General features: G+C 66.1%; 24 protein-coding genes. 15 read left to right on the top strand and 9 right to left on the bottom strand.

Features of this window, described 5'->3' with window-relative positions:
• Positions 1–113 precede the first annotated feature (113 nt).
• The 6 genes from AC5P76_RS04205 to ykgO form a co-directional block, all read right to left on the bottom strand.
• Positions 114–1,334, bottom strand: a complete 1,221-nt coding sequence (locus AC5P76_RS04205) for a TraB/GumN family protein (protein ID WP_053517747.1) — start codon at positions 1,332–1,334, stop codon at positions 114–116.
• Positions 1,335–1,338: 4 nt separating this feature from the next.
• Positions 1,339–1,869, bottom strand: a complete 531-nt coding sequence (locus AC5P76_RS04200; protein ID WP_065175046.1) for a GNAT family N-acetyltransferase — start codon at positions 1,867–1,869, stop codon at positions 1,339–1,341.
• 13 nt (positions 1,870–1,882) lie between these two features.
• Positions 1,883–2,770, bottom strand: coding sequence for a carbon-nitrogen hydrolase (locus tag AC5P76_RS04195; protein WP_053517744.1), 888 nt, complete (start codon positions 2,768–2,770; stop codon positions 1,883–1,885).
• Positions 2,771–2,934: 164 nt separating this feature from the next.
• Positions 2,935–3,972 (bottom strand): agmatine deiminase family protein, encoded by a 1,038-nt coding sequence (locus AC5P76_RS04190; RefSeq protein WP_180877199.1) that lies wholly within the window; start codon positions 3,970–3,972, stop codon positions 2,935–2,937.
• A gap of 40 nt (positions 3,973–4,012) precedes the next feature.
• Positions 4,013–4,342: a hypothetical protein gene (locus AC5P76_RS04185; protein WP_053517741.1), complete on the bottom strand. Its 330-nt coding sequence runs from the start codon at positions 4,340–4,342 to the stop codon at positions 4,013–4,015.
• Positions 4,343–4,488: 146 nt separating this feature from the next.
• The gene (gene ykgO / locus AC5P76_RS04180) at positions 4,489–4,614 is read right to left on the bottom strand and encodes a type B 50S ribosomal protein L36 (protein WP_005409283.1); all 126 of its coding nucleotides are present in this window, start codon (positions 4,612–4,614) and stop codon (positions 4,489–4,491) included.
• Between the two features lie 197 nt (positions 4,615–4,811).
• On the opposite strand from ykgO, the gene cmk reads away from it, so the two are divergent.
• The 8 genes from cmk to galU all read left to right on the top strand — a co-directional run bounded on the left by cmk (position 4,812) and on the right by galU (position 13,091).
• The gene (gene cmk / locus AC5P76_RS04175) at positions 4,812–5,489 is read left to right on the top strand and encodes a (d)CMP kinase (RefSeq protein WP_053517740.1); all 678 of its coding nucleotides are present in this window, start codon (positions 4,812–4,814) and stop codon (positions 5,487–5,489) included.
• A 199-nt stretch (positions 5,490–5,688) separates the two neighbouring features.
• Positions 5,689–7,368 carry a 30S ribosomal protein S1 gene (gene rpsA / locus AC5P76_RS04170; protein WP_053517739.1) on the top strand — a complete coding sequence of 560 codons (1,680 nt, stop codon included), beginning with the start codon at positions 5,689–5,691 and terminating at the stop codon, positions 7,366–7,368.
• Positions 7,369–7,453: 85 nt separating this feature from the next.
• Entirely contained in the window at positions 7,454–7,759 is a 306-nt protein-coding gene (locus tag AC5P76_RS04165) for an integration host factor subunit beta (RefSeq protein WP_053517737.1), read from the top strand.
• Positions 7,760–7,836: 77 nt separating this feature from the next.
• Positions 7,837–8,121 (top strand): lipopolysaccharide assembly protein LapA domain-containing protein, encoded by a 285-nt coding sequence (locus AC5P76_RS04160; protein WP_253118805.1) that lies wholly within the window; start codon positions 7,837–7,839, stop codon positions 8,119–8,121.
• 6 nt (positions 8,122–8,127) lie between these two features.
• Positions 8,128–9,306 (top strand): lipopolysaccharide assembly protein LapB, encoded by a 1,179-nt coding sequence (lapB, locus tag AC5P76_RS04155; RefSeq protein ID WP_053517734.1) that lies wholly within the window; start codon positions 8,128–8,130, stop codon positions 9,304–9,306.
• Positions 9,307–9,309: 3 nt separating this feature from the next.
• On the top strand, positions 9,310–10,299 hold the full coding sequence (locus AC5P76_RS04150; protein WP_253118804.1) for an MraY family glycosyltransferase: 990 nt from the start codon (positions 9,310–9,312) through the stop codon (positions 10,297–10,299).
• Positions 10,300–10,302: 3 nt separating this feature from the next.
• Positions 10,303–12,213: a polysaccharide biosynthesis protein gene (locus AC5P76_RS04145; RefSeq protein WP_053517731.1), complete on the top strand. Its 1,911-nt coding sequence runs from the start codon at positions 10,303–10,305 to the stop codon at positions 12,211–12,213.
• Entirely contained in the window at positions 12,213–13,091 is an 879-nt protein-coding gene (gene galU / locus AC5P76_RS04140) for a UTP--glucose-1-phosphate uridylyltransferase GalU (RefSeq protein WP_053517730.1), read from the top strand. The genes AC5P76_RS04145 and galU overlap by 1 nt, the downstream gene beginning before the upstream one ends.
• A 547-nt stretch (positions 13,092–13,638) precedes the next feature.
• Here galU and AC5P76_RS04135 read toward each other — a convergent pair.
• The 3 genes from AC5P76_RS04135 to AC5P76_RS04125 form a co-directional block, all read right to left on the bottom strand.
• Entirely contained in the window at positions 13,639–14,847 is a 1,209-nt protein-coding gene (locus AC5P76_RS04135) for an acetyl-CoA C-acyltransferase (protein ID WP_053520191.1), read from the bottom strand.
• Between the two features lie 92 nt (positions 14,848–14,939).
• Entirely contained in the window at positions 14,940–17,312 is a 2,373-nt protein-coding gene (locus AC5P76_RS04130; protein WP_253118803.1) for a 3-hydroxyacyl-CoA dehydrogenase/enoyl-CoA hydratase family protein, read from the bottom strand.
• 40 nt (positions 17,313–17,352) lie between these two features.
• Positions 17,353–18,009 (bottom strand): TetR/AcrR family transcriptional regulator, encoded by a 657-nt coding sequence (locus AC5P76_RS04125; protein WP_495222678.1) that lies wholly within the window; start codon positions 18,007–18,009, stop codon positions 17,353–17,355.
• 349 nt (positions 18,010–18,358) lie between these two features.
• Here AC5P76_RS04125 and ndk point away from each other — a divergent pair, with 349 nt between their 5' ends.
• The 7 genes from ndk (at position 18,359) to der (ending at position 24,984) form a co-directional block, all read left to right on the top strand.
• Positions 18,359–18,784: a nucleoside-diphosphate kinase gene (ndk, locus tag AC5P76_RS04120; RefSeq protein WP_005409295.1), complete on the top strand. Its 426-nt coding sequence runs from the start codon at positions 18,359–18,361 to the stop codon at positions 18,782–18,784.
• Positions 18,785–18,794: 10 nt separating this feature from the next.
• Positions 18,795–20,000: a dual-specificity RNA methyltransferase RlmN gene (rlmN, locus tag AC5P76_RS04115; RefSeq protein ID WP_053520188.1), complete on the top strand. Its 1,206-nt coding sequence runs from the start codon at positions 18,795–18,797 to the stop codon at positions 19,998–20,000.
• The gene (gene pilW / locus AC5P76_RS04110) at positions 19,987–20,772 is read left to right on the top strand and encodes a type IV pilus biogenesis/stability protein PilW (protein WP_053520187.1); all 786 of its coding nucleotides are present in this window, start codon (positions 19,987–19,989) and stop codon (positions 20,770–20,772) included. The genes rlmN and pilW overlap by 14 nt, the downstream gene beginning before the upstream one ends.
• An 18-nt stretch (positions 20,773–20,790) precedes the next feature.
• On the top strand, positions 20,791–21,660 hold the full coding sequence (locus AC5P76_RS04105) for a RodZ domain-containing protein (protein ID WP_065175051.1): 870 nt from the start codon (positions 20,791–20,793) through the stop codon (positions 21,658–21,660).
• Positions 21,661–21,724: 64 nt separating this feature from the next.
• On the top strand, positions 21,725–22,363 hold the full coding sequence (locus AC5P76_RS04100) for a YfgM family protein (protein ID WP_053520185.1): 639 nt from the start codon (positions 21,725–21,727) through the stop codon (positions 22,361–22,363).
• Positions 22,363–23,571, top strand: coding sequence for an outer membrane protein assembly factor BamB (gene bamB / locus AC5P76_RS04095; protein WP_053520184.1), 1,209 nt, complete (start codon positions 22,363–22,365; stop codon positions 23,569–23,571). The genes AC5P76_RS04100 and bamB overlap by 1 nt, the downstream gene beginning before the upstream one ends.
• A 15-nt stretch (positions 23,572–23,586) precedes the next feature.
• Positions 23,587–24,984: a ribosome biogenesis GTPase Der gene (gene der, locus AC5P76_RS04090; protein WP_053520183.1), complete on the top strand. Its 1,398-nt coding sequence runs from the start codon at positions 23,587–23,589 to the stop codon at positions 24,982–24,984.
• The last annotated feature ends 25 nt before the right edge of the window (positions 24,985–25,009 follow it).

Below are 25,009 nucleotides of genomic sequence, written 5' to 3'. Positions count from 1 at the left end.
GTGGGGAGGCCGGTCGTAGTGGGGCGGCCTCCCTTTTTTTTCGCCGGGCATGGCCCGGCGCTACCATCACCGCCACACGGTATCGCCGGGCCATGCCCGGCGGGGCGTTGCAATCAACCTGCGACCTTGCCCCACACCTGGAAGCCGGTCAGCCACAGGCCGAGCATGCTGCCGAGATTGGTCAGCATGAACGTCAGCACCACGCGGGTGACCCGATTGCGGTACCAGCCCTTCAACGACTGTGCATCGTCGCGCAGCTGCAGGAAATCCTGGTACGCCGGCTTGCGCAGGCGTGCCTCGACCAGCGCCGAGAACGCGCCGGTGGGAATGCTGAGCCGGAACGGCTTGAACGGGGCGACCACGATCGCCGTGAGAATGCTCAGCGGGTGACTGCCGGCCAGCAGACAGCCGAGGCCGGCCAGGCCGCCGGTGTACATCGCCCAGGTGGCCAGCAGTTCGGTGCCCACGCCCAGGCCTCCGCGGTAGAAGCCGACGGCGATGCCGGTGATGACGATGGCAAGGATGCCCAGCGTGAACCACGGGATGTTGCGCTTCTTCGGCACGGCTTCGAGTTCGGCGCGCAACGGTGCCGGTGCATCGGTATCCGTTTCGAGGTATCGCGCCAGGCCTGCCAGATGGCCGGCGCCGACCACCGCCAGGACTTCGCGCTGCCGCGGGTCGTGTTCTTCGCGCAGGCGCGTGGCCATGTAGCGGTCGCGCTCGCCGATGATGGTTTCGTACAGCGCGGGATTCTCGGTCGCGAACTCGCCGAAGCTCGACTCCAGCATGTCGCCCTGCTTGAGCTTCTCGATTTCGTTTTCGCCCACCTCTTCCGATGAGAACAGGCCGGCGCCCAGGCCCGCAACCAGCTTCAGCTTGCCGAAGAAGCCCAGCCGCTGCGAGGCGCGGCGGAAGGTCAGGCCCACCTCGCGGTCGATCAGGTGGACGGGCAGGCCGCGCTCACGCCCCAGTTCGACGGCGCGCTTCAGTTCCGCACCCGGCTCGATGCCGAGCTGTTCGGCCAGACGACGCTGGTAGGCGGAAAGCGCCAGGTTGGCGGCGAACAGGGCAACGCGACCCTTGCGGATCACCTCGACCAGGTCCAGCTTGGCCAACGTGTCCGGATCGCTCAGGGCCTGCAGGCGCTGGGGGTCCAGTTCGACCGCGACGGCATCGAAGCGGCCGCTGTTGATTGCTTTCTCCACCGCCTCGACGCTGGCGTGGGAAACGTGGGCGGTGCCCAGCAGGGTGTAGCGCACGCCGTCGCGTTCAACGACGCGCACCGGCTGGCCGGCGAACAGATCGTCGCCGGTCTCGGGAAGGATTTCTGTCATGGAGTCATTCATTGGAAGGTGCGGTGTCGGCGCCGTCGCCGAGCGCGCGTTGCATCTGCACGGTGTCCAGCCAGCGGCCGTGCTTGCGGCCGAGGCCGCGGAACACGCCGACCAGCTCGAAGCCGAAACGCTCGTGCAGCCTGATCGAAGCGGTATTGGTCGGTTCGCCGATCACCGCCACCATCTGCCGGAAGCCACGTGCGACGCATGCGTCGATCAGCGCCTGCAACAGGCCGGTGCCGACGCCCTGGCCTTGGAACCGTGCATCGACATAGACCGAGTTCTCCACGGTCCACTGGTAGGCAATGCGCGTGCGGTAGGTGTTGGCGTAGGCGTAGCCGGCGACCTGGCCGTCGATCTCGGCGACCAGATAGGGAAAACCGCGGTCGATGATGTCGCGCATGCGGCGCAGCATCTCGGCCTGGTCCGGTATGTCGTACTCGTACGTGTTGACGAAGTCGGTCACTTCGACCGCGTAGATCGCGGTGATCGCGGCGATGTCGGCCGGGCCGGCATCACGGATGAGGACGGCCATGCGCGGCTCCGGTTCAGTCGATGTAGCGCTTGAGCAGATCGCCGTAGGCATCGATGCGGCGATCGCGCAGGAACGGCCAGATGCGGCGCACGTGCTCGCTGCGCTGCAGGTCGACGTCGCATACCAGCACAGCGGCATCGGTGCCGGCTTCGGCCAGGAACTCGCCCTGCGGGCCGAGCACGTGGCTGTTGCCCCAGAACTGGATGCCCGACGCGCCCAGCGGCGAGGCCTCATGGCCGACGCGGTTGCAGCTCAGCACCGGCAGGCCGTTGGCGACGGCATGGCCACGGTGGCTCAGTACCCAGGCATCGCGCTGGCGGGTCTTCTCGTCCTGCACGTCGTCCGGGTCCCAGCCGATCGCAGTCGGGTACAGCAGCAGCTCGGCGCCGGCAAGCGCCATCAGGCGCGCCGCCTCCGGATACCACTGGTCCCAGCACACCAGCACGCCCAGGCGGCCCACCGAGGTGTCGATCGGGGTGAAGCCGATGTCGCCCGGGGTGAAGTAGAACTTCTCGTAGAAACCCGGATCGTCCGGGATGTGCATCTTGCGGTACTTGCCGAGCAGGGTGCCGTCCTTCTCGAACACCACCGCGGTGTTGTGGTACAGGCCGGCGGCGCGGCGCTCGAACAGCGAACCGACCAGCACCACGCCATGCTTCTTCGCCAGCGCACCCAGGCGCTCGGTGCTCGGGCCCGGGATCGGTTCGGCCAGATCGAACTCGTCAACCGACTCGTGCTGGCAGAAGTAGGGGCCGTTGTGCAGTTCCTGCAGCAGCACCAGCTTGGCGCCCTGCGCTGCCGCTTCGGCCACGCGTGCCTCGATCACCGCCAGATTGGCGGCGGCATCGCCGTGGTTGCGCTCCTGGATCAGGGCGACGGTAAGCGGGCTGCGCGAGTTCATGCGGGTGTTCCTGCGGGGGAAAACCCGCATGTTAGCGCGTATGCGATGCCGCAGCGTGTCGGCCGCTGAACAGGTGCACGCAGCCGGTATCGCCGGGCCATGCCCGGCGTACGAACCGAATGCCGCTGTGCTCGCCGGGCGTGGCCCGGCGCTACCGCATCGTGCTACGCCTTCAGCAGGCCTTCCGGCAGCTGCATGGTGATGCAGTGCAGGCTGCCGTTCTGCCAGATCAGCGAGCGGCAGGGCACCTGGACGATCTCGCGGCCCGGATGGGCCTTGGCCAGCACGTCGCGGGCCAGATCGTCGGCCGGATCACCGTACGCCGGCATCAGCACCGCGCCGTTGACGATCAGGTAGTTGGCGTACGAGGCCGCCAGGCGGCGGCCTTCGTCGATCACCGGCTGTGCCCACGGCAGCGGGAACAGGCGGTATGGCTGACCGTCACGGGTGCGCAGCGCAGCCAGTTCCCTGCCCATCGCCTGCAGCTCGGCGTAGTGCGAGTCGTTCTCGTCGTCGCAGGCCTGGTAGACGATGCTGTCCGCCGAGGCGAAGCGGGCGAGGGTATCGATGTGGGCATCGGTATCGTCGCCTTCCAGGTAGCCGTGGTCGAGCCACAGCACGCGCTCCTGCTGCAGCCAGTCGGCGAGGTCGGTGCTCAGGCTGGCGCGGTCACGATCCGGGTGGCGTTCGTGCAGGCACTTCCAGGTGGTCAGCAGGGTGCCTTCACCGTCGGTTTCGATGGCGCCGCCTTCCAGCGCGAACGGGATGCTGCGCACCGGCGCGTCGTTGAAAACGCCGGCCTGGTCGAGCGCGCCCACCAGCTGATCGTCGAGGGTGGCATCGAACTTGCCGCCCCAGCCGGTGAAGCGGAAGTCCAGCAGCTGGAAACCGCCGTCGGCACGGCGCAGGGTGATCGGGCCCGAGTCGCGCAGCCAGGTGTCGTCGTAGGCCGCCGTGGTGAAGTGCACCCTGTCCATGTCGATGCGGTTGGAGCGCAGCCGCATTTCGGCATAGGTCTCCACATCGTCATCGGCCACGCAGATCAGCACCGGCTGGAAGCGGGTGATCGCTGCAACCAGTGCGATATAGGTTTCCTCCACCTGTCCCAGGCGGTCGGCCCAGTCGGTATCGGCGGTGGGCCAGGCAATCAGGACGCCGCTCTGGGCTTCCCACTCGGCAGGAAAACGAAGGGTCTGGTTCATGGTCTCGCTACACAGGCCCGCCCGGGGCGGGTACAAGGGGTCAACGGATCGGCGGTTTCGGGCCGATTTCGTTCGGGTCCGCCTGGTTGGCCACCACATCGATCACTTTCTGCTTCTCGAAGTAGACAGTGAACTGTGGGTACACCCAGCGGTTGATGGTCGGCCATTGCCGCTTCTGCCCGCCGCGCGGCTGCAGCTGCTCGCTGGGCGCACCGAACTGGCTCTGCACCTGCTGCATGGACTGGCCACGAAGGGGCAGGGCGCCGGCCGGCTTCTCTCGGGCGCGGTCGACAAGCAGAGTGTCGGCCAGGGCCGGCGTGGCGGCGGCCAGAGTGGCCAGCACGGCCAGGGTGGACAGGTAACGCTTCATCTCGATCTACTCCCCAGTGGTCAAGAAAGGCGATTACAGCAAAATCGGCAGGAAAAAGCCGCATAAACAAAAAACCGCCCGAAGGCGGCTTTTTGCATCGGGTCGGTCCCGCGCGGGACCAGCCGCAGCCATGAAGGCTGTTGGGCTCAGCGCTGACGCGCCTTGAAACGCGGGTTCGACTTGCAGATCACGAAGATCTTGCCACGGCGACGGACGACCTTGCAGTCACGGTGACGGGCCTTCGCCGACTTCAGGGAGGACAGGACTTTCATGGCATACCTCGGCGTAAACAGTAGTTGTTCGGGTGGAGCGTGGCCGCGATATGCGAAAGACAATCGGCAGTTGACGCTCGTTCAAGCCCGCCATTCTACCGGGCTTTTCCTCATGGTTTCAAGTGGTTGCACAAAAGATCCGTCGCGGGGTGTCCGGCAGGGGCTAGAATGCCCCCTTCACACGTACTGGGACCCCCATGAATCCACTCGCTCCCGTCCTGACCATCGACGGCCCATCAGGGGCCGGCAAGGGTACCATCAGCCGCATCGTGGCGCGCCGGATGGGCTGGCATTACCTGGATTCAGGCGCCCTGTACCGGGCGGTGGGCGTGGCCGCCAGCTGGGCCGACATCGATACCTCCGACGCCTCGGCACTGGTGCGGTGCACGTTCGATACCCATGTTCAGTTTGTTGAACAGGGTGACGCGATGCGGGTCCTGGTCAATGGCAGCGATGCCACCGACGAACTGCGGCTGGAGACCACCGGCGCGCTGGCGTCGGCCATCGCGGCCATTCCCGAAGTCCGGGCGGCCCTGAAGGAGCGGCAGCGCGCATTCAGGGAGCTGCCGGGCCTGGTCGCGGACGGTCGCGACATGGGTACGGTGATCTTCCCGGATGCCCCCTACAAGGTGTTCCTGACCGCCAGTGCCGAAGAGCGCGCCGAGCGCCGGCATAAGCAGTTGAAAGACAAGGGGGTTTCTGTTAACTTTGATGACCTCCTGCGCGAGATCATGGCCCGCGACGCCCGTGATGCTCAGCGTACCGTGGCGCCCCTGAAGCCGGCAGACGATGCCGTCCTCATCGACACCACAGGCATCGGCATCGCAGATGTCGTTGCCCGAGTGATGGATCTGCTTCCGGTTCCGGCTGCCTGATCCGTTCGCGCGGGAGCACTGCCAGCCGCATCGGTGGTGGTCGCGCAATAGCAGTGCTGTACAAGCTCCGTCGCGCAATGATGCGTGGCGGTTTTCCTACTTCACACACGACCTGCTTTTCCGGGGTCGACCAACAGGCGGGCGGTCGCCCATCCCCGAAGGGACGCCACCGACCCATGTGTCCAACAGAGTAAATCTAATGACCGAATCATTTGCCGAACTGTTTGAAGCCAGCCAGGCCAATCTGGCCAAGCTGAAGCCGGGCGCCATCGTCAGCGGTACCGTTGTTGAAGTCCGCGGCGACGTCGTGGTGATCAACGCTGGCCTGAAGTCCGAAGGCATCGTGCCGATCGAACAGTTCCGTAACGACGCTGGCGAGATCGATGTCGCCGAAGGCGATATCGTCAAGGTCGCCCTCGACTCCATCGAGAACGGCTTCGGCGAAACCGTCCTGTCGCGCGAGAAGGCCAAGCGCGCGATGGTGTGGGACGAGCTGGAAGAAGCGTTGGAAAAGAACGAAACCATCACCGGCCGCATCAGTGGCAAGGTCAAGGGTGGTTTCACCGTGGACATCAAGGATGTCCGCGCCTTCCTGCCGGGTTCCCTGGTCGATGTGCGCCCGGTGCGCGATCCGGCCTACCTGGAAGGCAAGGAGCTGGAATTCAAGCTCATCAAGCTGGACCGCAAGCGTAACAACGTCGTGGTCTCGCGCCGCGCTGTCGTCGAAAGCGAGCACTCGGAAGAGCGCGAGCAGCTGATGGACAAGCTGCAGGAAGGCGCGATCCTGAAGGGTGTCGTCAAGAACCTGACCGACTACGGCGCGTTCGTGGACCTGGGCGGTATCGACGGCCTGCTGCACATCACCGACATGGCATGGAAGCGCGTGCGCCATCCGTCCGAAGTCGTGAACGTCGGCGACGAGCTGGACGTGCGCGTGCTGAAGTTCGACCGCGAGCGCAACCGCGTTTCGCTTGGCCTGAAGCAGCTGGGCGAAGATCCGTGGGACAACATCGCCCGTCGTTACCCGGCCAACAGCCGCGTCTTCGGCAAGGTCTCCAACGTCACCGATTACGGCGCGTTCGTCGAGATCGAGCCGGGCGTCGAAGGCCTGGTGCACGTCTCCGAGATGGATTGGACCAACAAGAACGTCAACCCGTCCAAGGTCGTGCAGGTCGGTGACGAAGTCGAAGTGATGGTGCTGGACGTCGACGAAGAGCGTCGCCGCATCTCGCTGGGCATGAAGCAGGTTGCCGCCAATCCGTGGGAAACCTTCGCTGCCACCCACAAGAAGGGTGACAAGGTGTCCGGCCAGATCAAGTCGATCACCGACTTCGGCATCTTCATCGGCCTGGACGGCGGCATCGATGGCCTGGTCCACCTGTCCGACATCAGCTGGAACACCACCGGCGAAGACGTCGTTCGCAACTTCAAGAAGGGCGATACCCTGGACGCCGTCGTCCTGGCCGTCGACCCGGAGCGCGAGCGCATCTCCCTGGGCGTGAAGCAGCTGGAGCAGGATCCGTTCGGCCAGTACATGGCGGCCAATCCGAAGGGCTCCAAGGTCGAAGGCGTGGTGAAGGAAGTCGACGCCAAGGGCGCCGTGATCGAACTGGCCGACGGCATCGAAGGCTACGTTTCGGCTCGCGACATCGCCAACGAGCGCGTTGACGACGCCACCCAGCACCTGAAGGTCGGCGACAAGGTCGAAGCCAAGTTCGTGGGCATGGACCGCAAGGGCCGTACCCTGCAGCTGTCGATCAAGGCCAAGGACGACGCGGAAATGCGCGAAGTGCTGGAGGAATACCAGTCCGCTTCGGGTGGCACCACCCAGCTCGGCGCGCTGCTGCGTGCCCAGCTGAACGGTAGCAAGTCCGAGTAATCGGGCCCGTTGTTCGTTGTTTCCTGGACGGCCCGGGCACTGCCCGGGCCGTTTCAGGCTGAAATGCCCCTGATGTGAGCCGGTGATGACCAAATCCGAACTGATCGAAATCCTTGCGCGCCGTCAGGCGCACCTGAAGGCCGATGATGTCGATCTGGCGGTGAAGTCGTTGCTGGAAATGATGGGCGGTTCCCTCTCTGTCGGGGATCGCATCGAAATCCGCGGTTTTGGCAGCTTCTCGCTGCACTACCGCCCGCCGCGCCTGGGTCGCAACCCCAAGACCGGCGAATCGGTTGCCCTGCCGGGCAAGCACGTTCCCCATTTCAAGCCGGGCAAGGAACTGCGCGAGCGGGTCAGCAGCGTGCTGCCGCTGGACGCCGATCCCGCCTGAGCGTCCCGTCGCGCCACCGCGTGCGAATCCAGCCGCGAGTCGGATAAGCTACGGTCTCCCGCCCCTGGAGCTGTCGCATGAAGGTCTTTCGTCTGCTGGTCCTGCTGGCGGTGCTGATCCTTGGATTGATCATCGGTGCGGTCAACATGACCGCGATGTCGATCAACCTGCTGTTCACCGAGCTGCATACCTCCGTCGGCGTGGCATTGATCGCCGCCCTGCTGGTGGGCGTGGTGGTCGGCGCCGGCCTGGTGCTGGTGAGCGTGGTCGTTCCGCTCTACAGCCAGCTGCGCCGCGCCAACAAGTCCGCTGCCGCGTCGCCGGCACCGGTCGCTTCCCCCCAATCTTTTGACGGACGTTGATCGAAGATGGATTTCGTCACCGAGTGGTTCTGGTTTTTCCTGTTCGTGCCGCTGGCCGCCCTGGCCGGCTGGGTGATCGGACGGCGTGGCGGTCAGCGCCACGGTGACAACCAGGTCAGCCGACTGTCCAGCACCTACTTCCGTGGCCTGAACTACCTGCTCAACGAGCAGCCGGACAAGGCCATCGAGCTGTTCCTGCACATTGCCGAGCTCGACAAGGAAACCTTCGAGACCCAGGTCGCGCTGGGTCATCTGTTCCGTCGCCGCGGCGAAGTGGACCGCGCCATCCGCCTGCACCAGGGCCTGGTCAACCGCAACGATCTGAGCGATGCGCAGCGCGTGCAGGCGCTGCTGGCGCTGGGCGAGGACTACATGAAGTCCGGCCTGCTGGACCGCGCCGAAACCGTGTTCACCGAGCTGGCCCAGCTGGACCAGCGTGCGCCGCAGGCGCTCAAGCACCTGATCGGGATCTACCAGGCCGAGCGTGACTGGGAGAAGGCGATCGACAACGCCACCCGCTTCGAGGATGTCACCGGCGAGCCGATGGGCAAGCTGATCGGGCAGTTCGAGTGCGAGCTGGCCGAACGCTTCCGTGGCGCCGGCAAGCTGGAAGAGGCGAGGGCGGCCATTGCCCGTGCCTACCAGGCCGATGCGATGTCGGTGCGCGCCGGCATCATCGAAGGACGCCTGGAGAGCGATGCCGGCAATCCCGAAGCGGCGGTGCGAGCCTTCGAGCGTGCTGCGCGCAATGACCCGGAGTATCTGCCGGAACTGCTGCCAGCGCTGATGCAGAACTACCGCAAGGTCGGCGACCTGGGCGGCGCCCGCGCCTTCCTTTCGGAAATGACCGAGCACTACCGCGGTATCGCGCCGGTGCTGGCGCTGACCCGGCTGATGGAGGAACAGGAAGGTGTCGCCCCTGCGCGCGCCTATCTGGGCCGCCAGCTCAAGGACCGCCCTTCGGTGCGCGGCGAATCGGCGTTGATCGACCTGACCCTCGCCGAAGGTGCCGATTCCACCGCCACCCTGCACGATCTCAAGCACATCACCGACCAGCTGCTGGTGCGCAATCCGGCGTACCGCTGCACACGCTGCGGCTTCGGCGCGCGCACCCACCACTGGCAGTGCCCGAGCTGCAAGGAATGGGGTACGGTCAAGCCGCTGCTGAACTACGCGGTGCTCTGAATCATGCCCTGGCTCGTGATGGGCGCGCTGCTGGCGTTGGCCCTGCTGAGCGCCGCCCTGACCTGGGCGGCGCGCGGCTACGCGCTGCGCCGGCAGCTGATGGACCACCCCGGGGAACGCCGCAGCCATAGCGTCGCCACGCCACGCGGCGGCGGCATCGCCATCGTCATCAGCCTGCTGGCCACCGCAGCCGTGGCCACGTGGGCGTGGCCGCAGGCCATGCCGAGCCTGCTGGTCGCCGCTGCCGGCCTGCTGCTGGTCGCGGGCATCGGCTGGTGGGACGACCATCGCCCGCTGCCGGCCATGCGCAGGCTGCTTGTTCATTTCATTGCTGCCGGCCTGCTGGCCGGGCTGGTGAAGATCCACGGCGGCAGCTGGCTGCTGGCCCTGCTGGTGCTGTTCTTCACCGCCTCGTTGATCAACATCTGGAACTTCATGGATGGCATCAACGGCATTGCCAGCAGCCAGGCCATCGTGGTCGCGCTGGGGTTCGCTCCGGTGCTGCCCTGGCCGTGGTCATTGCTGGCCATCGCCCTCGGGCTGGCCTGCGTGGGTTTCCTGCCCTTCAACTTTCCGCGCGCACGCATCTTCCTCGGGGATGTCGGCAGCGGAGCGCTGGGCTACGCGGTGGCGGCCGTCGTGGCCGTGGCCAGCCTGCGCACGGACATCAACTGGATCCTCCTGCTGGTGCCGCTGTCACCGTTCCTCGTGGACGCGGGCTTCACACTGCTGGCGCGCATCATTTCCGGACAACGCTGGATGGAACCCCACACCCAGCACGTCTATCAGCGCGCTGTGCAGGCAGGAGCCAGCCACGCCCTGGTGACAGGGATGTACTTTGTTTTGGGCCTATTCAGCATTACAGTGTTCAATGTCAGTTCGAATCTGCAGCCGAGGTGGGAGGCTGTCGTGGCAATTGCTTGGTTCATCACGCTGAGCATGCTGTGGCTCCTCCTGCGCAATGGAATGCGCCTCCGACAAGGAACTCCTTGAAATATGTCTTCACCCTGGCGGGATAGAATCCTCGGCCTGTTGCCGCGTACGGCCATTGTCTGCCACGACCTGTTCATGGTCTGGGCATGCTGGCAGCTGCTCCACGCCGGTCGTTACTCGATCCTGCCGGACGCGCCTGCGCTGCCGTTGTGGAATGTCGATACCACCCTGGTCCTGCTGCTGCAGGGACTGGTGTTCTGGCGCGTCGGCCTGTATCGCGGCCTGTGGCGGTTTGCCAGCGTCAGCGACCTGTTGAACATCTTCAAAGCCAGCTTCATCGGCATGGTCGCCATCGTCCTGGTGCTGATGTGGAAGCGCTTCAACGGCGTGCCGATGTCGGTGCTGGTGATCTATCCCTTCGCGCTGTCGGCCCTGCTGGGTGCCCCGCGCCTGCTGTATCGCGCATGGAAGGACTACCAGGCGCTGCAGTCCGATTCGAGCGCGCGCCGGGTGCTGATCCTGGGTGCCGGCCAGGCCGCCGAAACGCTGGTCCGCGATCTGCGCCGTTCCGGCAATTTCGAGCCGGTCGGCCTGCTCGATGACGCCCCGCACCTGCGCGGCGCGAAACTGCAGGGCCTGCCGATCCTGGGCACGCTGGACGATGCGCCGGCCGTGGCCCGCGAAACCGCAGCCAAGCTGCTGGTCATCGCCATTCCGTCGCTGGATGCCGCCGGCATGCAGCGCGTGGTCGCCATCTGCGAGAGCACCGGGGTTCCGTTCCGCACCGTGCCCAAGCTCAGTGACATCCTGCAGGGGCAGTCGCTGCCGGGCCAGCTGAAGGAAGTGGCGATCGAGGATCTGCTGGGCCGCAAGCCGATCATGCCGGACTGGAACCTGATCCGTGGCTGGCTGGGCGGGCGCACTGTGATGGTGACCGGCGCCGGTGGTTCGATCGGTTCAGAACTCTGCCGCCAGTGCGCGCGCCACGGTGCAGGCCGCATCGTCCTGCTGGAGATCAGCGAACTGCTGCTGTTGACCATCGAAGGCGAACTGCGCCGCAGTTTTCCCGACATCGAGATCGAAGCCGTGCTGGGTGACTGCGGTGACCCCGCAGTGATCCGCCATGCGCTGTCGCTGCACCCGGTCGATACGGCCTTCCATGCTGCCGCCTACAAGCATGTGCCGGTACTGGAACGGCAGCTGCGCGAGGCGGTGCGCAACAACATCCTGGCCACGGAGAACGTCGCCCGTGCCTGCCTGGAGGCACACGTCGAGCACTTCGTGTTCATCTCCACCGACAAGGCGGTCGATCCGGTCAATGCGCTGGGTGCCAGCAAGCGCTACGCCGAGATGATCTGCCAGAGCCTGGACCAGAAGTCCACGCATACCCGCTTCGTCACCGTGCGCTTCGGCAACGTGCTGGCGTCGGCGGGCAGCGTCGTGCCGTTGTTCCGCGAGCAGATCCTCAAGGGCGGGCCGGTCACGGTCACCGACCCGGAGGTCAGCCGCTATTTCATGACGATCCCCGAGGCCTGCCAGCTCATCCTGCAGGCGGCCGCCTCGGCGTCGCATGGCGCCATCTACACGCTCGACATGGGTGAGCCGGTGCCGATCCGGGTGCTGGCCGAGCAGATGATCCGGCTGGCCGGCAAGCAGCCGTACAAGGATATTCCGATCATCTACACCGGGCTGCGCCCGGGTGAGAAGCTGCACGAGACGCTGTTCTATTCCGACGAGGACTATCGTTCGACCGCGCACCCCAAGATCCTCGAAGCCGGCGTGCGCGCGTTCTCGCGTGACATGGTGCTCGGCAACGTTCCGAAGCTGCGCGAAGCGATCAGCAGCTACGACATCGACACCATCCAGGAGATCCTGTTCGCGACGATGCCGGAGTTTTCTCCAATCGAACAGGATGCTTACATCTCATCCGCTAAAGTCGTGCCGTTTCCGACACGCGAGGCCAACAGGCACTAATGAGCAAGCGAATTCGTAAAGCAGTTTTTCCCGTGGCAGGGCTCGGGACGCGCTTCCTGCCGGCGACCAAGACGGTGCCGAAAGAAATGCTGCCGATCATCGATCGTCCGCTTATCCAGTACGCTGTTGATGAGGCCATAGAAGCCGGCTGTGACACGCTGGTGTTCATCACCAACCGCTACAAGCACGCGGTCGCCGACTATTTCGACAAGGCGTATGAGCTGGAACAGAAGCTCGAGCGCGCCGGCAAGCAGGAGCAGCTGGAGATGATCCGCCACGTGCTGCCCAACGGCGTGCGTGCGGTCTTCGTGACGCAGGCCGAAGCGTTGGGTCTGGGCCACGCGGTGCTGTGTGCCAAGGCCGTGATCGGTGACGAGCCGTTCGCCGTGCTGCTGCCGGACGATCTGATCTGGAACCGCGGCGACGGTGCGTTGAAGCAGATGGCCGATCTCAATGAGGCCAGCGGTGCCAGCGTGATCGCCGTCGAGGACGTGCCGCACGACAAGACCGCCAGTTACGGCATCGTGGCCACCGAGGCCTTCGATGGCCGCAAGGGCCGTATCTCGCAGATCGTGGAGAAGCCGAAGCCGGAGGACGCCCCCAGCGATCTGGCGGTGGTCGGCCGCTATGTGCTGAGCCCGAAGATCTTCGATCTGCTGGAGCAGACCGGCAGTGGTGCCGGTGGCGAGATCCAGCTGACCGATGCGATCGCGCAGCTGCTGAAGACCGAGCAGGTCGATGCCTACCGTTTCGAGGGCACGCGTTTCGACTGCGGCACGCACCTGGGGCTGGTCGAGGCGACGATCCGCTTCGCGCTGGACAACCCGAAGCTGGCGGGCCCGGCGCGCGAGAAGCTGGCGGCGATGCTGGCGGAGTAAGGTTTATCAAGCGCTCCGTTCGCGGCGCCTTGATTGATACGTGGTGAGCGGTACGGGTGGGCCTTTGCAGGACACGCCGTAAACCCATCCAGGGGGGCTCGATGGCGCCTTGCTCGTGTACGCTGTCCTGCGCACACGGCAAGACCGGGGTTGGGCGTCCTGCCCAACCCGCCCGAGGCATGCCTCGGGCCCATGGCGCCAACGGTTTTGGAGAGTGCCATCCGCCCCCTCTCGACAGTTTCCTGCGGGCGCGGACGGGAAGGGCGGAATCAAAGACAAGAGCAAAAGCAAAAAGGCAGCCATCGGCTGCCTTTTTGCTTGTTGGGGTCAGATCCCTTTGCGCAGCAAAGGGATCTGACCCCAGCTCCTGCTCATCCCTCCGCCGCGCGGAATGTTGGGTGGCACGGGTGGGTGAGGCTGGCCGGGACTGTCAGCGGCATGGATGCCGCTGCCAAGCCCCCAAGGACGGGTTTACGGCGTGTCCCGGGCAGTCTCACCTACCCGGGCCCTGCAGCAGACCGACATCCCACCGGCAACGCTTTGAACCTTACAGCGCCTCGAAAATACCCGCCGCGCCCATGCCGGTGCCGATGCACATCGTCACCATGCCGTACTTCTGCTGGCGACGACGCAGCCCGTGCAGCAGGGTCGCGGTACGGATCGCACCGGTGGCACCCAGCGGGTGGCCCAGGGCGATCGCACCACCCAGCGGGTTCACCTTGTCCGGGTCCAGGCCGCAGTCACGGATCACCGCCAGCGACTGCGCGGCGAAGGCTTCATTGAGCTCGATCCAGTCCAGCTGATCCTGGTTCAGGCCAGCCTGCTTGAGTGCCTTCGGGATCGCGGCGATCGGGCCGATGCCCATCACTTCCGGGCGCACGCCGGCCACCGAGAAGCTGACGAAGCGCGCCAGCGGGGTCAGGCCGTAGTCCTTGATCGCCTGTTCCGACGCCAGCAGCACGGCACCGGCGCCGTCGCTCATCTGCGACGAGTTGCCGGCAGTGACGGTGCCACCGAACTGGCCATTGCGGAATACCGGGCGCAGCTTGGCCAGGCCTTCGGCCGAGGAATCCGGGCGCGGGCCTTCGTCGGTATCGGCAACCTTGTTGCGGGTGATGATGCGCTGGCCATCGGCCAGGTCCGGCAGGTGCGAGACGATCTCATACGGGCTGATCTCGTCCTTGAACTCGCCCTTCTGGATCGCAGCCATCGCCTTCTGGTGCGAGGCCAGGGCGAAGGCATCCTGCTCTTCGCGCGAGACCTTCCACTCTTCGGCCACCTTCTCGGCGGTGATGCCCATGCCGTAGGCGATGGCGACATGGTCGTTGTCGAACACGCTCGGTGCCATCGCGATCTTGTTGCCCATCATCGGCACCATCGACATGGACTCGGTGCCGCCGGCCAGCATCAGGTCGGCGTTGCCCAGGCGGATCGCATCGGCGGCCTGCGCAACGGCCTGCAGGCCGGAGGAGCAGAAGCGATTGACGGTCTGCGCCGCGATGGTGTTCGGCAGGCCGGCCAGCAGCACGCCGATGCGCGCCACGTTCATGCCCTGCTCGGCTTCCGGCATCGCGCAGCCGATGATCGCATCATCGATGCGGTTGACGTCCACGCCCGGCGCCTGCGCGACAACGCTGCGCAGCACGTGGGCAAGCATGTCGTCGGGGCGGGTATTGCGGAACATGCCCTTGGGCGCCTTGCCCACCGGGGTACGGGTGGCGGCGACGATGTAGGCGTCCTGGATTTGCTTGGTCATTGCAGTGATCTCTCGAATAGGTTTTGTAGAGTCGAGCCATGCTCGACTGCCACAGCAGGTGATGCCGGCCCGGGGCCGGCATCCGCCATCAATCAGTTGCGCAGCGGCTTGCCGGTCTTGAGCATGTGCGCGATGCGGGCCTGGGTCTTTTCCTGCTGGGCCAGTTCGACGAAGTGCTTGCGCTCCAGGGTCAGCAGCCACTCTTCATCGACCAGGGTGCCGCGATCGACCTTGCCGCCGCACAGCACGGTGGCGATGCGCTCTGCAATCTCGTAGTCGTACGGGCTGATGAAGCGACCTTCCAGCATGTTGACCAGCATCATCTTGAAGGTGGCGATGCCGACGTCGCCGGCCACCTGGATGCGGCGTGCCGGCAGCGGCGGACGGTAGCCGGCTTCGGCCAACGCGCGGGCTTCGGCCTTGGCGATGTACAGCGCCTCGTAGCTGTTGAACACCACCTTGTCGGTGCTGCGCAGCAGACCCAGCTCCTTGGCATTGACCGCCGAGTTGGACACCTTGGCCATGGCCACGGTCTCGAAGGTCTTCTTCAGTTCGGCAAACACGTCGCCGCCGGGGCCGGCCGCCTGCGAGGCGCGCACGGCCAGTTCCTTCAGGCCGCCACCGGCTGGCAGCAGGCCGACGCCGGCTTCCACCAGGCCGATATAGCTTTCCAGGAAGGCCACGGTCTTGGCGCTGTGCATCTGGAACTCGCAGCCACCGCCCAGGGCCAGGCCGCGCACGGCAGCCACCACCGGCACCAGCGAGTACTTGATGCGCTGGCTGGTGCGCTGGAAGTTGGCGACCATCTGCTCGAACTGGTCGACCTTGCCGGCCTGCAGCAGGCCCAGGGCGCCGGCCAGATCGGCACCGGCGGAGAACGGTTCCTTCTGCTGCCAGATCACCAGGCCCTGGAAGTCCTTCTCGGCGCGCGAGACGCATTCCTGCAGGCCATCGAGCACCTGGTCGGAGACGGTGTTCATCTTGGTCTTGAAGCTGACCACGGCGATACCGTCGCCGTCGTGCCACATGCGCAGGCCATCGTTCTCGAACACGGTCTCGCCCGGCGCGAACGTTTCGCCCAGCAGCGGATCCGGGAAGCGCTGGCGCTGGTACACCGGCAGCGACGAGCGCGGCAGCTTGGCGTTGCGCGACGGGCTGTAGCTGCCCTCGGCGGCGTGCACGCCGTCGCGGCCATCGAAGACCCAGTCCGGCAGCGGGGCGTTGCTCATGCTCTTGCCGGCGACGATGTCATCGGCGATCCACTGCGCGACCTGCTTCCAGCCCGCGGCCTGCCAGGTCTCGAACGGGCCCAGCGACCAGCCGTAGCCCCAGCGGATCGCGAGATCGACGTCGCGCGCGGTCTCGGCGATGTCGGCCAGGTGGTAGGCGCTGTAGTGGAACAGATCGCGGAAGGTCGCCCACAGGAACTGTGCCTGCGGATGCTGGCTCTCGCGCAGCTTGGCGAACTTCTCGGCCGGGTTCCTGATCTTCAGGATCTCGACCACCTCCGGTGCGGTGCTGCGGTCGGCCGGACGGTAGTCCTGCTTTTCCAGATCGAGCACGACGATGTCCTTGCCGACCTTGCGGAAGATGCCGGCACCGGTCTTCTGGCCCAGCGCGCCCTTGGAAATCAGCGCGTCCAGCCACTTGGGCGACTTGAAGAATTCATGCCACGGGTCGTTCGGCAGGGTGTCGCCCATGGTCTTGATCACGTGCGCCATGGTGTCCAGGCCGACCACGTCGGAGGTGCGGTAGGTCGCCGACTTCGGGCGCCCGACCAGCGGCCCGGTCAGGCCATCGACTTCATCGAAGCCCAGGCCGAACTGCTGGGTGTGGTGGATGGTCGACAGGATCGAGAACACGCCGATGCGGTTGCCGATGAAGTTCGGGGTGTCCTTGGCGTAGACCACGCCCTTGCCCAGGGTGGTGACCAGGAACTCTTCCAGGCCTTCCAGCACGGCGGCATCGGTGGTCGAGGCCGGGATCAGCTCGGCCAGGTGCATGTAGCGCGGCGGATTGAAGAAGTGCACGCCGCAGAAGCGGTGGCGCAGCTGTTCCGGCAGCACGTCGGCCAGCTTGTTGATGCCCAGGCCGGAGGTGTTGGACGCCAGTACGGCGTGATCGGCCACGAACGGAGCGATCTTCTTGTAGAGGTCCTGCTTCCAGTCCATGCGCTCGGCAATGGCCTCGATGATCAGGTCGCAGTCCTTCAGCTGCTCCAGCCCCGACTCGTAGTTGGCCGGGGTGATCGCTTCGGCCAGCGACTTGCTGGCCAGCGGCGCCGGGCTGAGCTTGCCCAGGTTGGCGATTGCCTTCAGCACGATGCCATCGGCCGGACCTTCCTTGGCGGGCAGGTCGAACAGCACGGTGTCGACGCCGGCGTTGGTGAGGTGGGCGGCGATCTGGGCACCCATGACGCCGGCACCCAGCACGGCGGCGCGGCGGACTAGCAGGGAATTGGACATGGTGTAAGGGCCTTTGTTGGTCAGCAGTTACTGGGTGGAATCAGGCGGAGGCGGGCAGGGCGCTGCCGCTGCGTGCGGCGGCGCGGAACCCGGCTTCGGCGAAATGGATGAGCTCGTGGGCTGCCCGGGCACGATGCGCCGCTTCGGTGACACCGGCGGGACGCTTGATCAGCCCGAAATCGGCCATGGCGTAGGTGAGCGAGCCGGCCAGGAAATCCAGCCGCCAGTACAGCTCTTCCTTGCTCAGGTCGGGCACGCACTCGGCGATGGCCTTGCCGAACGCACGCAGCACGTGGCCGTAATGGTCGGACAGGAACTTGCGCAGGTTGTCGTTTTTTTCGGCGTAGGCGCGGGCGATCACGCGGACGAAGGCGCCGCCGCTCTGGCGGTCCTGGGCCAGCGCCAGCGCCGGCTCCACGAAGGCGGCCAGCACCGGGCGCAGTTCACCGGGGTGTTCGCTGCGGGCGCGTTCGAGCTGGGCCATGCGGGCGCCGGTCATCTCGTCCATGCGACGGCGGAACACCTCGTTGACCAGGTTTTCCTTGGAACCGAAGTGGTAGTTGACGGCGGCGATGTTGACGTCGGCCTGGCTGGTGACCTGGCGCAGCGACGTGCCGGCAAAGCCGTGCAGGGCGAACAGCTCCTCCGCGGCACCGAGGATCCGGTCCTTGGTCGAGAAGTGGGCGGGCTTGGCCATCGGGCAGGCGGACCTTAATCAAACGATTGTTTGATACTAGAACCAGACGGAAGCGTATGGCATTTTGCAGTGCAGCAAAACTGCCGGGCCAGTCAGAGGGCATTCACCCCCGGTGCGGGGTCGGATCCCCGAAGGGGCTCCGATCCCTGTCGGGCTGGGGGATGGGGTCAGGGCCCCTGCCGGGGGCCTGACCCCGGCCGGCATGAGGCCTGCCAGCCATGGGCTGGCACTACTTAATGGGATCTCTTACAATTCGCCTACGTTTATCAGGCTAAGCCCGCGTTCCGACGCGGGTTTTTTTCATGTACCCTTCGGGCCATCAGCGGCCCGATTCCATTGGAGACATCCCATGGCGCTGGAGCGCACCCTTTCGATCATCAAGCCGGACGCCGTTGCCAAGAACGTCATCGGCGAAATCTACGCCCGCTTTGAAAAGGCCGGCCTGAAGGTCGTTGCCGCCAAGTACAAGCAGCTGTCGCGCCGTGAAGCCGAAGGCTTCTACGCCGTGCACCGCGAGCGTCCGTTCTTCAACGCCCTGGTCGAGTTCATGATCTCCGGCCCGGTGATGATCCAGGCCCTGGAAGGCGAGAACGCCGTGCTGGCCCACCGCGACCTGCTGGGCGCCACCAATCCGAAGGAAGCCGCGCCGGGCACCATCCGCGCCGACTTCGCTGAATCCATCGATGCCAATGCCGCCCACGGCTCGGACTCGGTCGAGAATGCCGCGATCGAAATCGCCTACTTCTTCGCCGCGACCGAAGTCGTCTCGCGCTGAGAGTGATGCCGTGAACGAGGTCGTACAGACACCCGCCATCCAGCCGCTGCCGAAGTCGGCACCCACGGCCGGCAAGCAGAACCTGCTCGACCTCGATCGCGCGGGCCTGGAGACGTTTTTCGTCGAGGTTCTCGGCGAGAAGAAGTTCCGTGCCCACCAGGTGATGAAGTGGATCCACCACCGCTACGTCACCGATTTCGATGAGATGACCGATCTCGGCAAGGTCCTGCGCGCCAAGCTGCAGGATCATGCCGAGGTCGTCGTTCCCAACATCGTGTTCGACAAGCCCTCCGCCGACGGCACCCACAAGTGGCTGCTGGCGATGGGCGTGGATGGCAAGAACGCCATCGAGACCGTGTACATCCCGGACAAGACCCGCGGCACGCTGTGCGTGTCCTCGCAGGTCGGCTGCGGGCTGAACTGCACGTTCTGCTCCACCGCCACCCAGGGCTTCAACCGCAACCTGACCACCGCCGAGATCATCGGCCAGGTGTGGGTGGCTGCGCGCCACCTGGGCAACGTGCCGCACCAGATGCGCCGTCTCACCAACGTGGTGATGATGGGCATGGGCGAGCCGCTGATGAATTTCGACAACGTCGTGCGTGCCATGAGCGTGATGCGCGACGATCTGGGCTATGGCCTGGCGAACAAGCGCGTGACGCTGTCCACGTCCGGCCTGGTGCCGCAGATCGACCGCCTGTCCAGCGAGAGTGATGTCTCCCTGGCGGTGTCGCTGCACGCACCGAACGACGAGCTGCGCGAGACGCTGGTGCCGCTCAACAAGAAGTACCCGATCGCCGAGCTGATGGCCTCGTGCGCGCGCTACCTGCGCGCCAACAAGCGTCGCGAGTCGGTGACCTTCGAATACACCCTGATGAAGGGCATCAACGACCAGCCCGAGCATGCCCGGCAGCTGGCCCGGCTGATGCGCCAGTTCGACAACGCGGTGCAGGCCAAGGACTCGGGCAAGGTCAACCTGATCCCGTTCAATCCGTTCCCGGGTACCCGTTACGAGCGTTCCGAGGAAGCCGACATCCGCGCGTTCCAGAAGATCCTGCTCGACAGCAATGTGCTGACGATGGTCCGCCGCACGCGCGGCGATGACATCGACGCCGCCTGTGGCCAGCTCAAGGGCCAGGTGATGGACCGCACCCGGCGCCAGGCGGAGTTCAACAAGACGCTGCAGGCGGGGAAGGGGAGCGATGCGGCCGCCTGACCGCTTCCGGCTGGCGCTGCTTGCGGGCGTGCTGGCCATGGCGGTCGGTGCCTGCTCCTCCACGCCCAAGGGCCGGCTCGGTCCCAGCGAAGCGCCGGTCTATTCGGTGCGTGACCCGGACGGCGTGCGTCGCCAGGTGCGCGTGAACGACCTGCTGGTGCTGGCCTCCCGCGACATGCAGCTGGGCAATCTGGACGGTGCCGAGAGCAAGGCCCGACAGGCGCTGAAGCTGCAGCCCGACGAGCCTGACGCACTGGTCCTGCTGGCCGGCATCGATGACCGCCGCGGCCGCACCCGGCAGGCGGGCGAGGGCTTCCGCAGGGCCGCAGAGCTGGCCCCGCAGCGCGGTGACGTACTCAACAACTATGGCGCCTGGCTGTGCCAGCAGGGGCAGGCCGCCGAGTCGCTGGTGTGGTTCGATCGTGCGCTGCAGGCGCCGGGCTATGCCACGCCCGCCGAGGCGCAGGCCAACGCGGGGGGCTGTGCGCTCGACGCGGGGCAGCCCGAACGGGCCGAGCGCGACCTGCGTGCCGCACTCGCGGTGGCTCCGGCCAACCCGGTCGCCCTGGAGGCGATGGCCCAGCTGAGCTTCCGCCAGGGCCGCTACATGGAGGCCCGGGCCTTCGCCGAGCGCAGGATTTCGGCTGCACCCGCAACACGTTCCGTGTTACAACTTGCGTCTCAAATCGAGGCGCGGCTGGGCGATCACGCAGCATCCGATCGCTATCTGCAGCGGATTCGACAGGAATTTCCGCAGGATGCGGGCTCCTAACTCCAGGGTTGATGCATTGTGATTGATGACCAGACTGTGAGCGCTCTCGAGACTGCGGCCGGCTGTGGCACCCGCCTTCGCCAGGCCCGCGAGGCGGCCGGACTGACCCTTGACGACGTCGGACAGCGGCTGCGCATGCCGGTCCAGGTGGTCAGGTCGCTGGAAGAAGAACAGTGGCAGAAGCTCGGTGCGCCGGTGTTCGTCCGCGGCCAGCTGCGCAGCTATGCGCGCCTGCTGAATGTGGATGTGAGCGAACTGCTGGAGCAGGCCCAGGTGGGCCCGGTGGTCCCGCCGACCCTGGTCAGCCATACCCATACCCCGCGTGCGCGCCGGATCGCCGAGAACCTCGGCCGGCGCGTGCTGTATGTCGGCATCACCGCGGTGCTGGCCGTGCCGGTGTGGTTCGCCACGCGCGGCCATTTCGATGGCGGCACGCCGTCGCCGAACACCGCCTCGCTGGACGTGATCCCGGCGACCGTGCCGGTCACCCCCGCCGCCGACGGCGCCGAGCCGGTGGCATCGACGGAGACCTCGGTGGCGTCCACCGCCAAGCCGGCCGCGACCCCGTACGTCGCCTCGCTGGCGCCGGTCCCGCGTCCGGCCGCCACTGCGGCGGGTGCCGGCACCACGCTGGAGATGCAGTTCAACGGAGACAGCTGGGTCGACATCGGCGGCCCCGATGGCAGCACGGTCGAGAAGGCGCTGATCCGGTCGGGCGAGAGCCGCAGTTTCACCCCGGGCCAGGTGACCCGGGTCACTCTGGGCAACGCCTCGGCGGTCCAGGTTCAGCAGAACGGCGCTATCGTCGATCTGGCGCCCTACCAGCGAGCCAACGTGGCACGCTTTCAGGTATCCTCTGAAGGCTCCGTGGTCCCGGTTTCGCACTGAGGCGCGGTTTCACCACCTTCGATAATCCCAATGGTCCCTCCCGATGGGCGGGGCGAGAGTACGCATGGCGATCGACGATCTGCTCGACGAGCACGAACAAAGTGAACGCGTCCGCAGCTGGCTGCGGAAGAATGGCGCCAGCATCATCGGTGGCGTGGCCATCGCCATCGGCGCCATCGCCGGCTGGCAGTGGTGGCAGACGCAGCAGGGCGGCAAGCTGGCCTCGGCCAATGTCGAGTACCAGAAGGCACTGGTGGGTCTGCAGCAGAACAAGCTCGACGACGCCGCCAAGGCGGTGAAGGCGCTCGAAGCCGGTCCCTCCAGCATCTACGGCGACCTCGCGGCGCTGCAGCTGGCCAAGGCCCAGGTCGACGCCGGCAAGAACGAAGAAGCCCTGGCGACGCTGCGCAGCGTGAAGGTCGAAGGTGACCTGCAGCGCGTGGTCGACCAGCGCGTGGCCCGCCTGCTGGTCGCTACCGGCAAGGCCGACGAGGCCATCTCCCTGCTGGGCAGCGCCACCGACAGCGGCAGCCTGGAGATCCACGGCGATGCGCTGATGGCCCAGGGCAAGCGCGATGCCGCCCGCGAACAGTACGAGAAGGCGTTGAAGACGCTGGACGTGGCGGCGCCCCAGCGGCGCCTGCTGGAAACCAAGGTTATGGACGCCGGCGGCACCGTCGCCGCCCCTGCGGAGTCGGTTTGATGAGTCAGAAGGTCATGATCACCCGCGTCGCCACCGTGCTGCTGCTCGGCGTGGCGCTGTCCGGCTGCAGCACCATGAAGGGCTGGTTCGCCGGCAAGGACGCGGAAGCGAAGAAGGCGCAGGAGCCGGCCGAACTGGTCAAGTTCGAGCCGACCCTGAAGGTCAACAAGGCCTGGTCGGTCAATCTGGGCAAGGGTGAGCGTCGCATCGGCGTGCGCCAGGGCCCGGCGGTGGCCAACGGTCACGTGTTCGCTGCGGCGATCACCGGGGGCGTGCACGCCATCGACCTGCAGACCGGCAAGAAGGTCTGGACCTGGGAGCCGAAGAAGGAAAAGAAGAAGGACAAGCTGCGCCTGTCCGGTGGCCCGGGTGTTGGCGAGAACCTCGTCGTGATCGGCACGCTCGACGGCCAGGTCATCGCGCTGGACATCAATGACGGCAGCGAGAAGTGGCGCGCCCGCGTGCCCGGCGAAGTGATCGCCGCGCCGGCGGTGGCCCAGGGCATGGTGTTCGTGCGCAGCAACGACGGCCGCATCACCGCCTTCGACGTGGGCAACGGCACCCAGCGCTGGTTCAACCCGAGCGAACTGCCGGCGCTGACCGTGCGTGGCAATGCGCCGGTGGTGACCGGTCCGGGCGTGCTGTTCATCGGCAGGGATGACGGCGCCATCGCCGCGCTGGCCATGCAGGATGGCCGCACCCTGTGGGAACAGAACGTGGGCAGCGCTGAAGGGCGCACCGAGCTGGAGCGCATGGCCGACATCGACGGTGCGCCGGTGCTCGATGGCAACACGCTGTTCGTGAGCAGCTTCAAGAACCAGACGATGGCCATCGAAGGCCCGACCGGTCGCCCGCTGTGGGCGCGCGACCACGGCGGTGCCGGTGGCGTGGCGGTCTCGTCGGGCAATGTGTTCGTCACCGACAACAAGGGTGGCGTGTTTGGCCTGGACAAGGCCAGTGGCGCGGCGATGTGGTCGCAGACCGGGCTCGCCCGGCGCCTGCTGACCGGCCCGGCACTGCACGGCGACTACGTGGTGGTCGGCGACTACAAGGGATACGTGCACTGGCTGCAGACGTCCGATGGCGCGATGGCGGCGCGGGCCAAGAGCGGCGGTGAAGCTCTGCTGGCCCAGCCGATCGTCGTCGACGGGGTGCTGCTGGTGCAGAACGTGGATGGCAAGCTGACCGCCTTCCGGTTGGCAAATTAATACGGAGTAATCGCGATGCTGCCTTTGGTCGCCCTGGTTGGACGGCCGAATGTCGGCAAGTCGACCATTTTCAATGCGTTGACTCGCACCCGTGACGCCCTGGTCCATGACCAGCCCGGCGTCACCCGTGATCGCAACTACGGCGTCTGCCGCCTCGACGAGGACAATCATTTCCTCGTCGTGGACACCGGCGGTATCGCCGGGGAAGACGAGGGCCTGGCGGGCGCTACCACGCGTCAGGCCCGGGCCGCTGCCGCCGAAGCCGACCTGATCCTGTTCGTCGTCGATGCCCGCGAGGGCACGTCGGCGCTGGATGACGAGATCCTGTCGTGGCTGCGCAAGCTGTCGCGTCCGACTCTGCTGCTCATCAACAAGATCGACGGCACCGACGAGATGGCCGTGCGCTCGGAATTCGCGCGCTACGGCTTCAGCGAGATGCTGACGGTTTCGGCCGCGCATCGTCAGGGCCTGGACGATCTGCTCGATGAAGTGATCCAGCGCCTGCCGGAAGAGGGCAGTGGCGAAGAGCTGGACAACGATCCGAACCGTGTGCGCATCGCCTTTGTCGGCCGCCCCAACGTGGGCAAGTCGACCCTGGTCAACCGCATCCTCGGCGAGGAGCGCATGATCGCCTCCGACGTGCCCGGCACCACCCGCGATTCGATCGCGGTGGACCTGGAACGCGATGGCCGCGAATACCGCCTGATCGACACCGCCGGCCTGCGTCGCCGCTCGCGGGTGGACGAGGTGGTCGAGAAGTTCTCGGTGGTCAAGACCATGCAGTCCATCGAGCAGTGCCAGGTGGCCGTGCTCATGCTGGACGCCACCGAAGGCGTGACCGACCAGGACGCCACCGTGCTGGGGGCCGTGCTCGACGCCGGCCGCGCCCTGGTGATCGCCATCAACAAGTGGGATGGCCTGACCGAGTACCAGCGCGAGCAGGCCGAAACCATGCTGTCGCTGAAGCTGGGCTTCGTGCCGTGGGCGGAATCGGTACGCATCTCGGCCAAGCATGGCTCGGGCCTGCGTGAGCTGTTCCGTGCGGTGCACCGCGCCCACGAATCGGCGAACAAGACGTTCACCACCAGCGAAGTGAACAAGGCGCTGGAAGTGGCCTACGAGACCAACCCGCCGCCGACCATCCGCGGCCACGTCTCCAAGCTGCGTTACGTGCACCCGGCCGGCGCCAACCCGCCCACCTTCATCGTGCATGGCACGCGCCTGAAGGAGCTGCAGGAGTCTTACAAGCGCTACCTGGAGAACTTCTTCCGCAAGCGCTTCAAGCTGATCGGCACGCCGGTGGTGTTCCTGTTCCGCGAAGGTGCCAACCCGTACGAGGGCAAGAAGAACGTGCTGACCGAACGGCAGATCAAGGCCAAGCGGCGCTTGATGAAACACGTCAAGGGCAAGTAACCGGAAAGGCGGCCGCAGGGCCGCC

The organism is Stenotrophomonas sp. YJH_SMC_36 (genome assembly GCF_059369935.1).
This window is presented reverse-complemented; position numbering and strand designations above follow the sequence as displayed.

What these genes read in the sequence shown, in the direction of transcription:
- AC5P76_RS04145 (WP_053517731.1), top strand. Translation starts at nt 10,303, where the DNA reads ATGTCTTCACCCTGGCGGGATAGAATCCTCGGCCTGTTGCCGCGTACG.
- AC5P76_RS04150 (WP_253118804.1), top strand. Translation starts at nt 9,310, where the DNA reads ATGCCCTGGCTCGTGATGGGCGCGCTGCTGGCGTTGGCCCTGCTGAGC.
- AC5P76_RS04195 (WP_053517744.1), bottom strand. Translation starts at nt 2,770, where the DNA reads ATGAACTCGCGCAGCCCGCTTACCGTCGCCCTGATCCAGGAGCGCAAC.
- AC5P76_RS04135 (WP_053520191.1), bottom strand. Translation starts at nt 14,847, where the DNA reads ATGACCAAGCAAATCCAGGACGCCTACATCGTCGCCGCCACCCGTACC.
- bamB (WP_053520184.1), top strand. Translation starts at nt 22,363, where the DNA reads ATGAGTCAGAAGGTCATGATCACCCGCGTCGCCACCGTGCTGCTGCTC.
- cmk (WP_053517740.1), top strand. Translation starts at nt 4,812, where the DNA reads ATGAATCCACTCGCTCCCGTCCTGACCATCGACGGCCCATCAGGGGCC.
- AC5P76_RS04100 (WP_053520185.1), top strand. Translation starts at nt 21,725, where the DNA reads ATGGCGATCGACGATCTGCTCGACGAGCACGAACAAAGTGAACGCGTC.
- AC5P76_RS04185 (WP_053517741.1), bottom strand. Translation starts at nt 4,342, where the DNA reads ATGAAGCGTTACCTGTCCACCCTGGCCGTGCTGGCCACTCTGGCCGCC.
- AC5P76_RS04160 (WP_253118805.1), top strand. Translation starts at nt 7,837, where the DNA reads ATGAAGGTCTTTCGTCTGCTGGTCCTGCTGGCGGTGCTGATCCTTGGA.
- AC5P76_RS04190 (WP_180877199.1), bottom strand. Translation starts at nt 3,972, where the DNA reads ATGAACCAGACCCTTCGTTTTCCTGCCGAGTGGGAAGCCCAGAGCGGC.
- AC5P76_RS04125 (WP_495222678.1), bottom strand. Translation starts at nt 18,009, where the DNA reads ATGGCCAAGCCCGCCCACTTCTCGACCAAGGACCGGATCCTCGGTGCC.
- AC5P76_RS04205 (WP_053517747.1), bottom strand. Translation starts at nt 1,334, where the DNA reads ATGACAGAAATCCTTCCCGAGACCGGCGACGATCTGTTCGCCGGCCAG.
- galU (WP_053517730.1), top strand. Translation starts at nt 12,213, where the DNA reads ATGAGCAAGCGAATTCGTAAAGCAGTTTTTCCCGTGGCAGGGCTCGGG.
- der (WP_053520183.1), top strand. Translation starts at nt 23,587, where the DNA reads ATGCTGCCTTTGGTCGCCCTGGTTGGACGGCCGAATGTCGGCAAGTCG.
- rpsA (WP_053517739.1), top strand. Translation starts at nt 5,689, where the DNA reads ATGACCGAATCATTTGCCGAACTGTTTGAAGCCAGCCAGGCCAATCTG.
- pilW (WP_053520187.1), top strand. Translation starts at nt 19,987, where the DNA reads ATGCGGCCGCCTGACCGCTTCCGGCTGGCGCTGCTTGCGGGCGTGCTG.
- AC5P76_RS04165 (WP_053517737.1), top strand. Translation starts at nt 7,454, where the DNA reads ATGACCAAATCCGAACTGATCGAAATCCTTGCGCGCCGTCAGGCGCAC.
- ykgO (WP_005409283.1), bottom strand. Translation starts at nt 4,614, where the DNA reads ATGAAAGTCCTGTCCTCCCTGAAGTCGGCGAAGGCCCGTCACCGTGAC.
- AC5P76_RS04130 (WP_253118803.1), bottom strand. Translation starts at nt 17,312, where the DNA reads ATGTCCAATTCCCTGCTAGTCCGCCGCGCCGCCGTGCTGGGTGCCGGC.
- lapB (WP_053517734.1), top strand. Translation starts at nt 8,128, where the DNA reads ATGGATTTCGTCACCGAGTGGTTCTGGTTTTTCCTGTTCGTGCCGCTG.
- ndk (WP_005409295.1), top strand. Translation starts at nt 18,359, where the DNA reads ATGGCGCTGGAGCGCACCCTTTCGATCATCAAGCCGGACGCCGTTGCC.
- AC5P76_RS04200 (WP_065175046.1), bottom strand. Translation starts at nt 1,869, where the DNA reads ATGGCCGTCCTCATCCGTGATGCCGGCCCGGCCGACATCGCCGCGATC.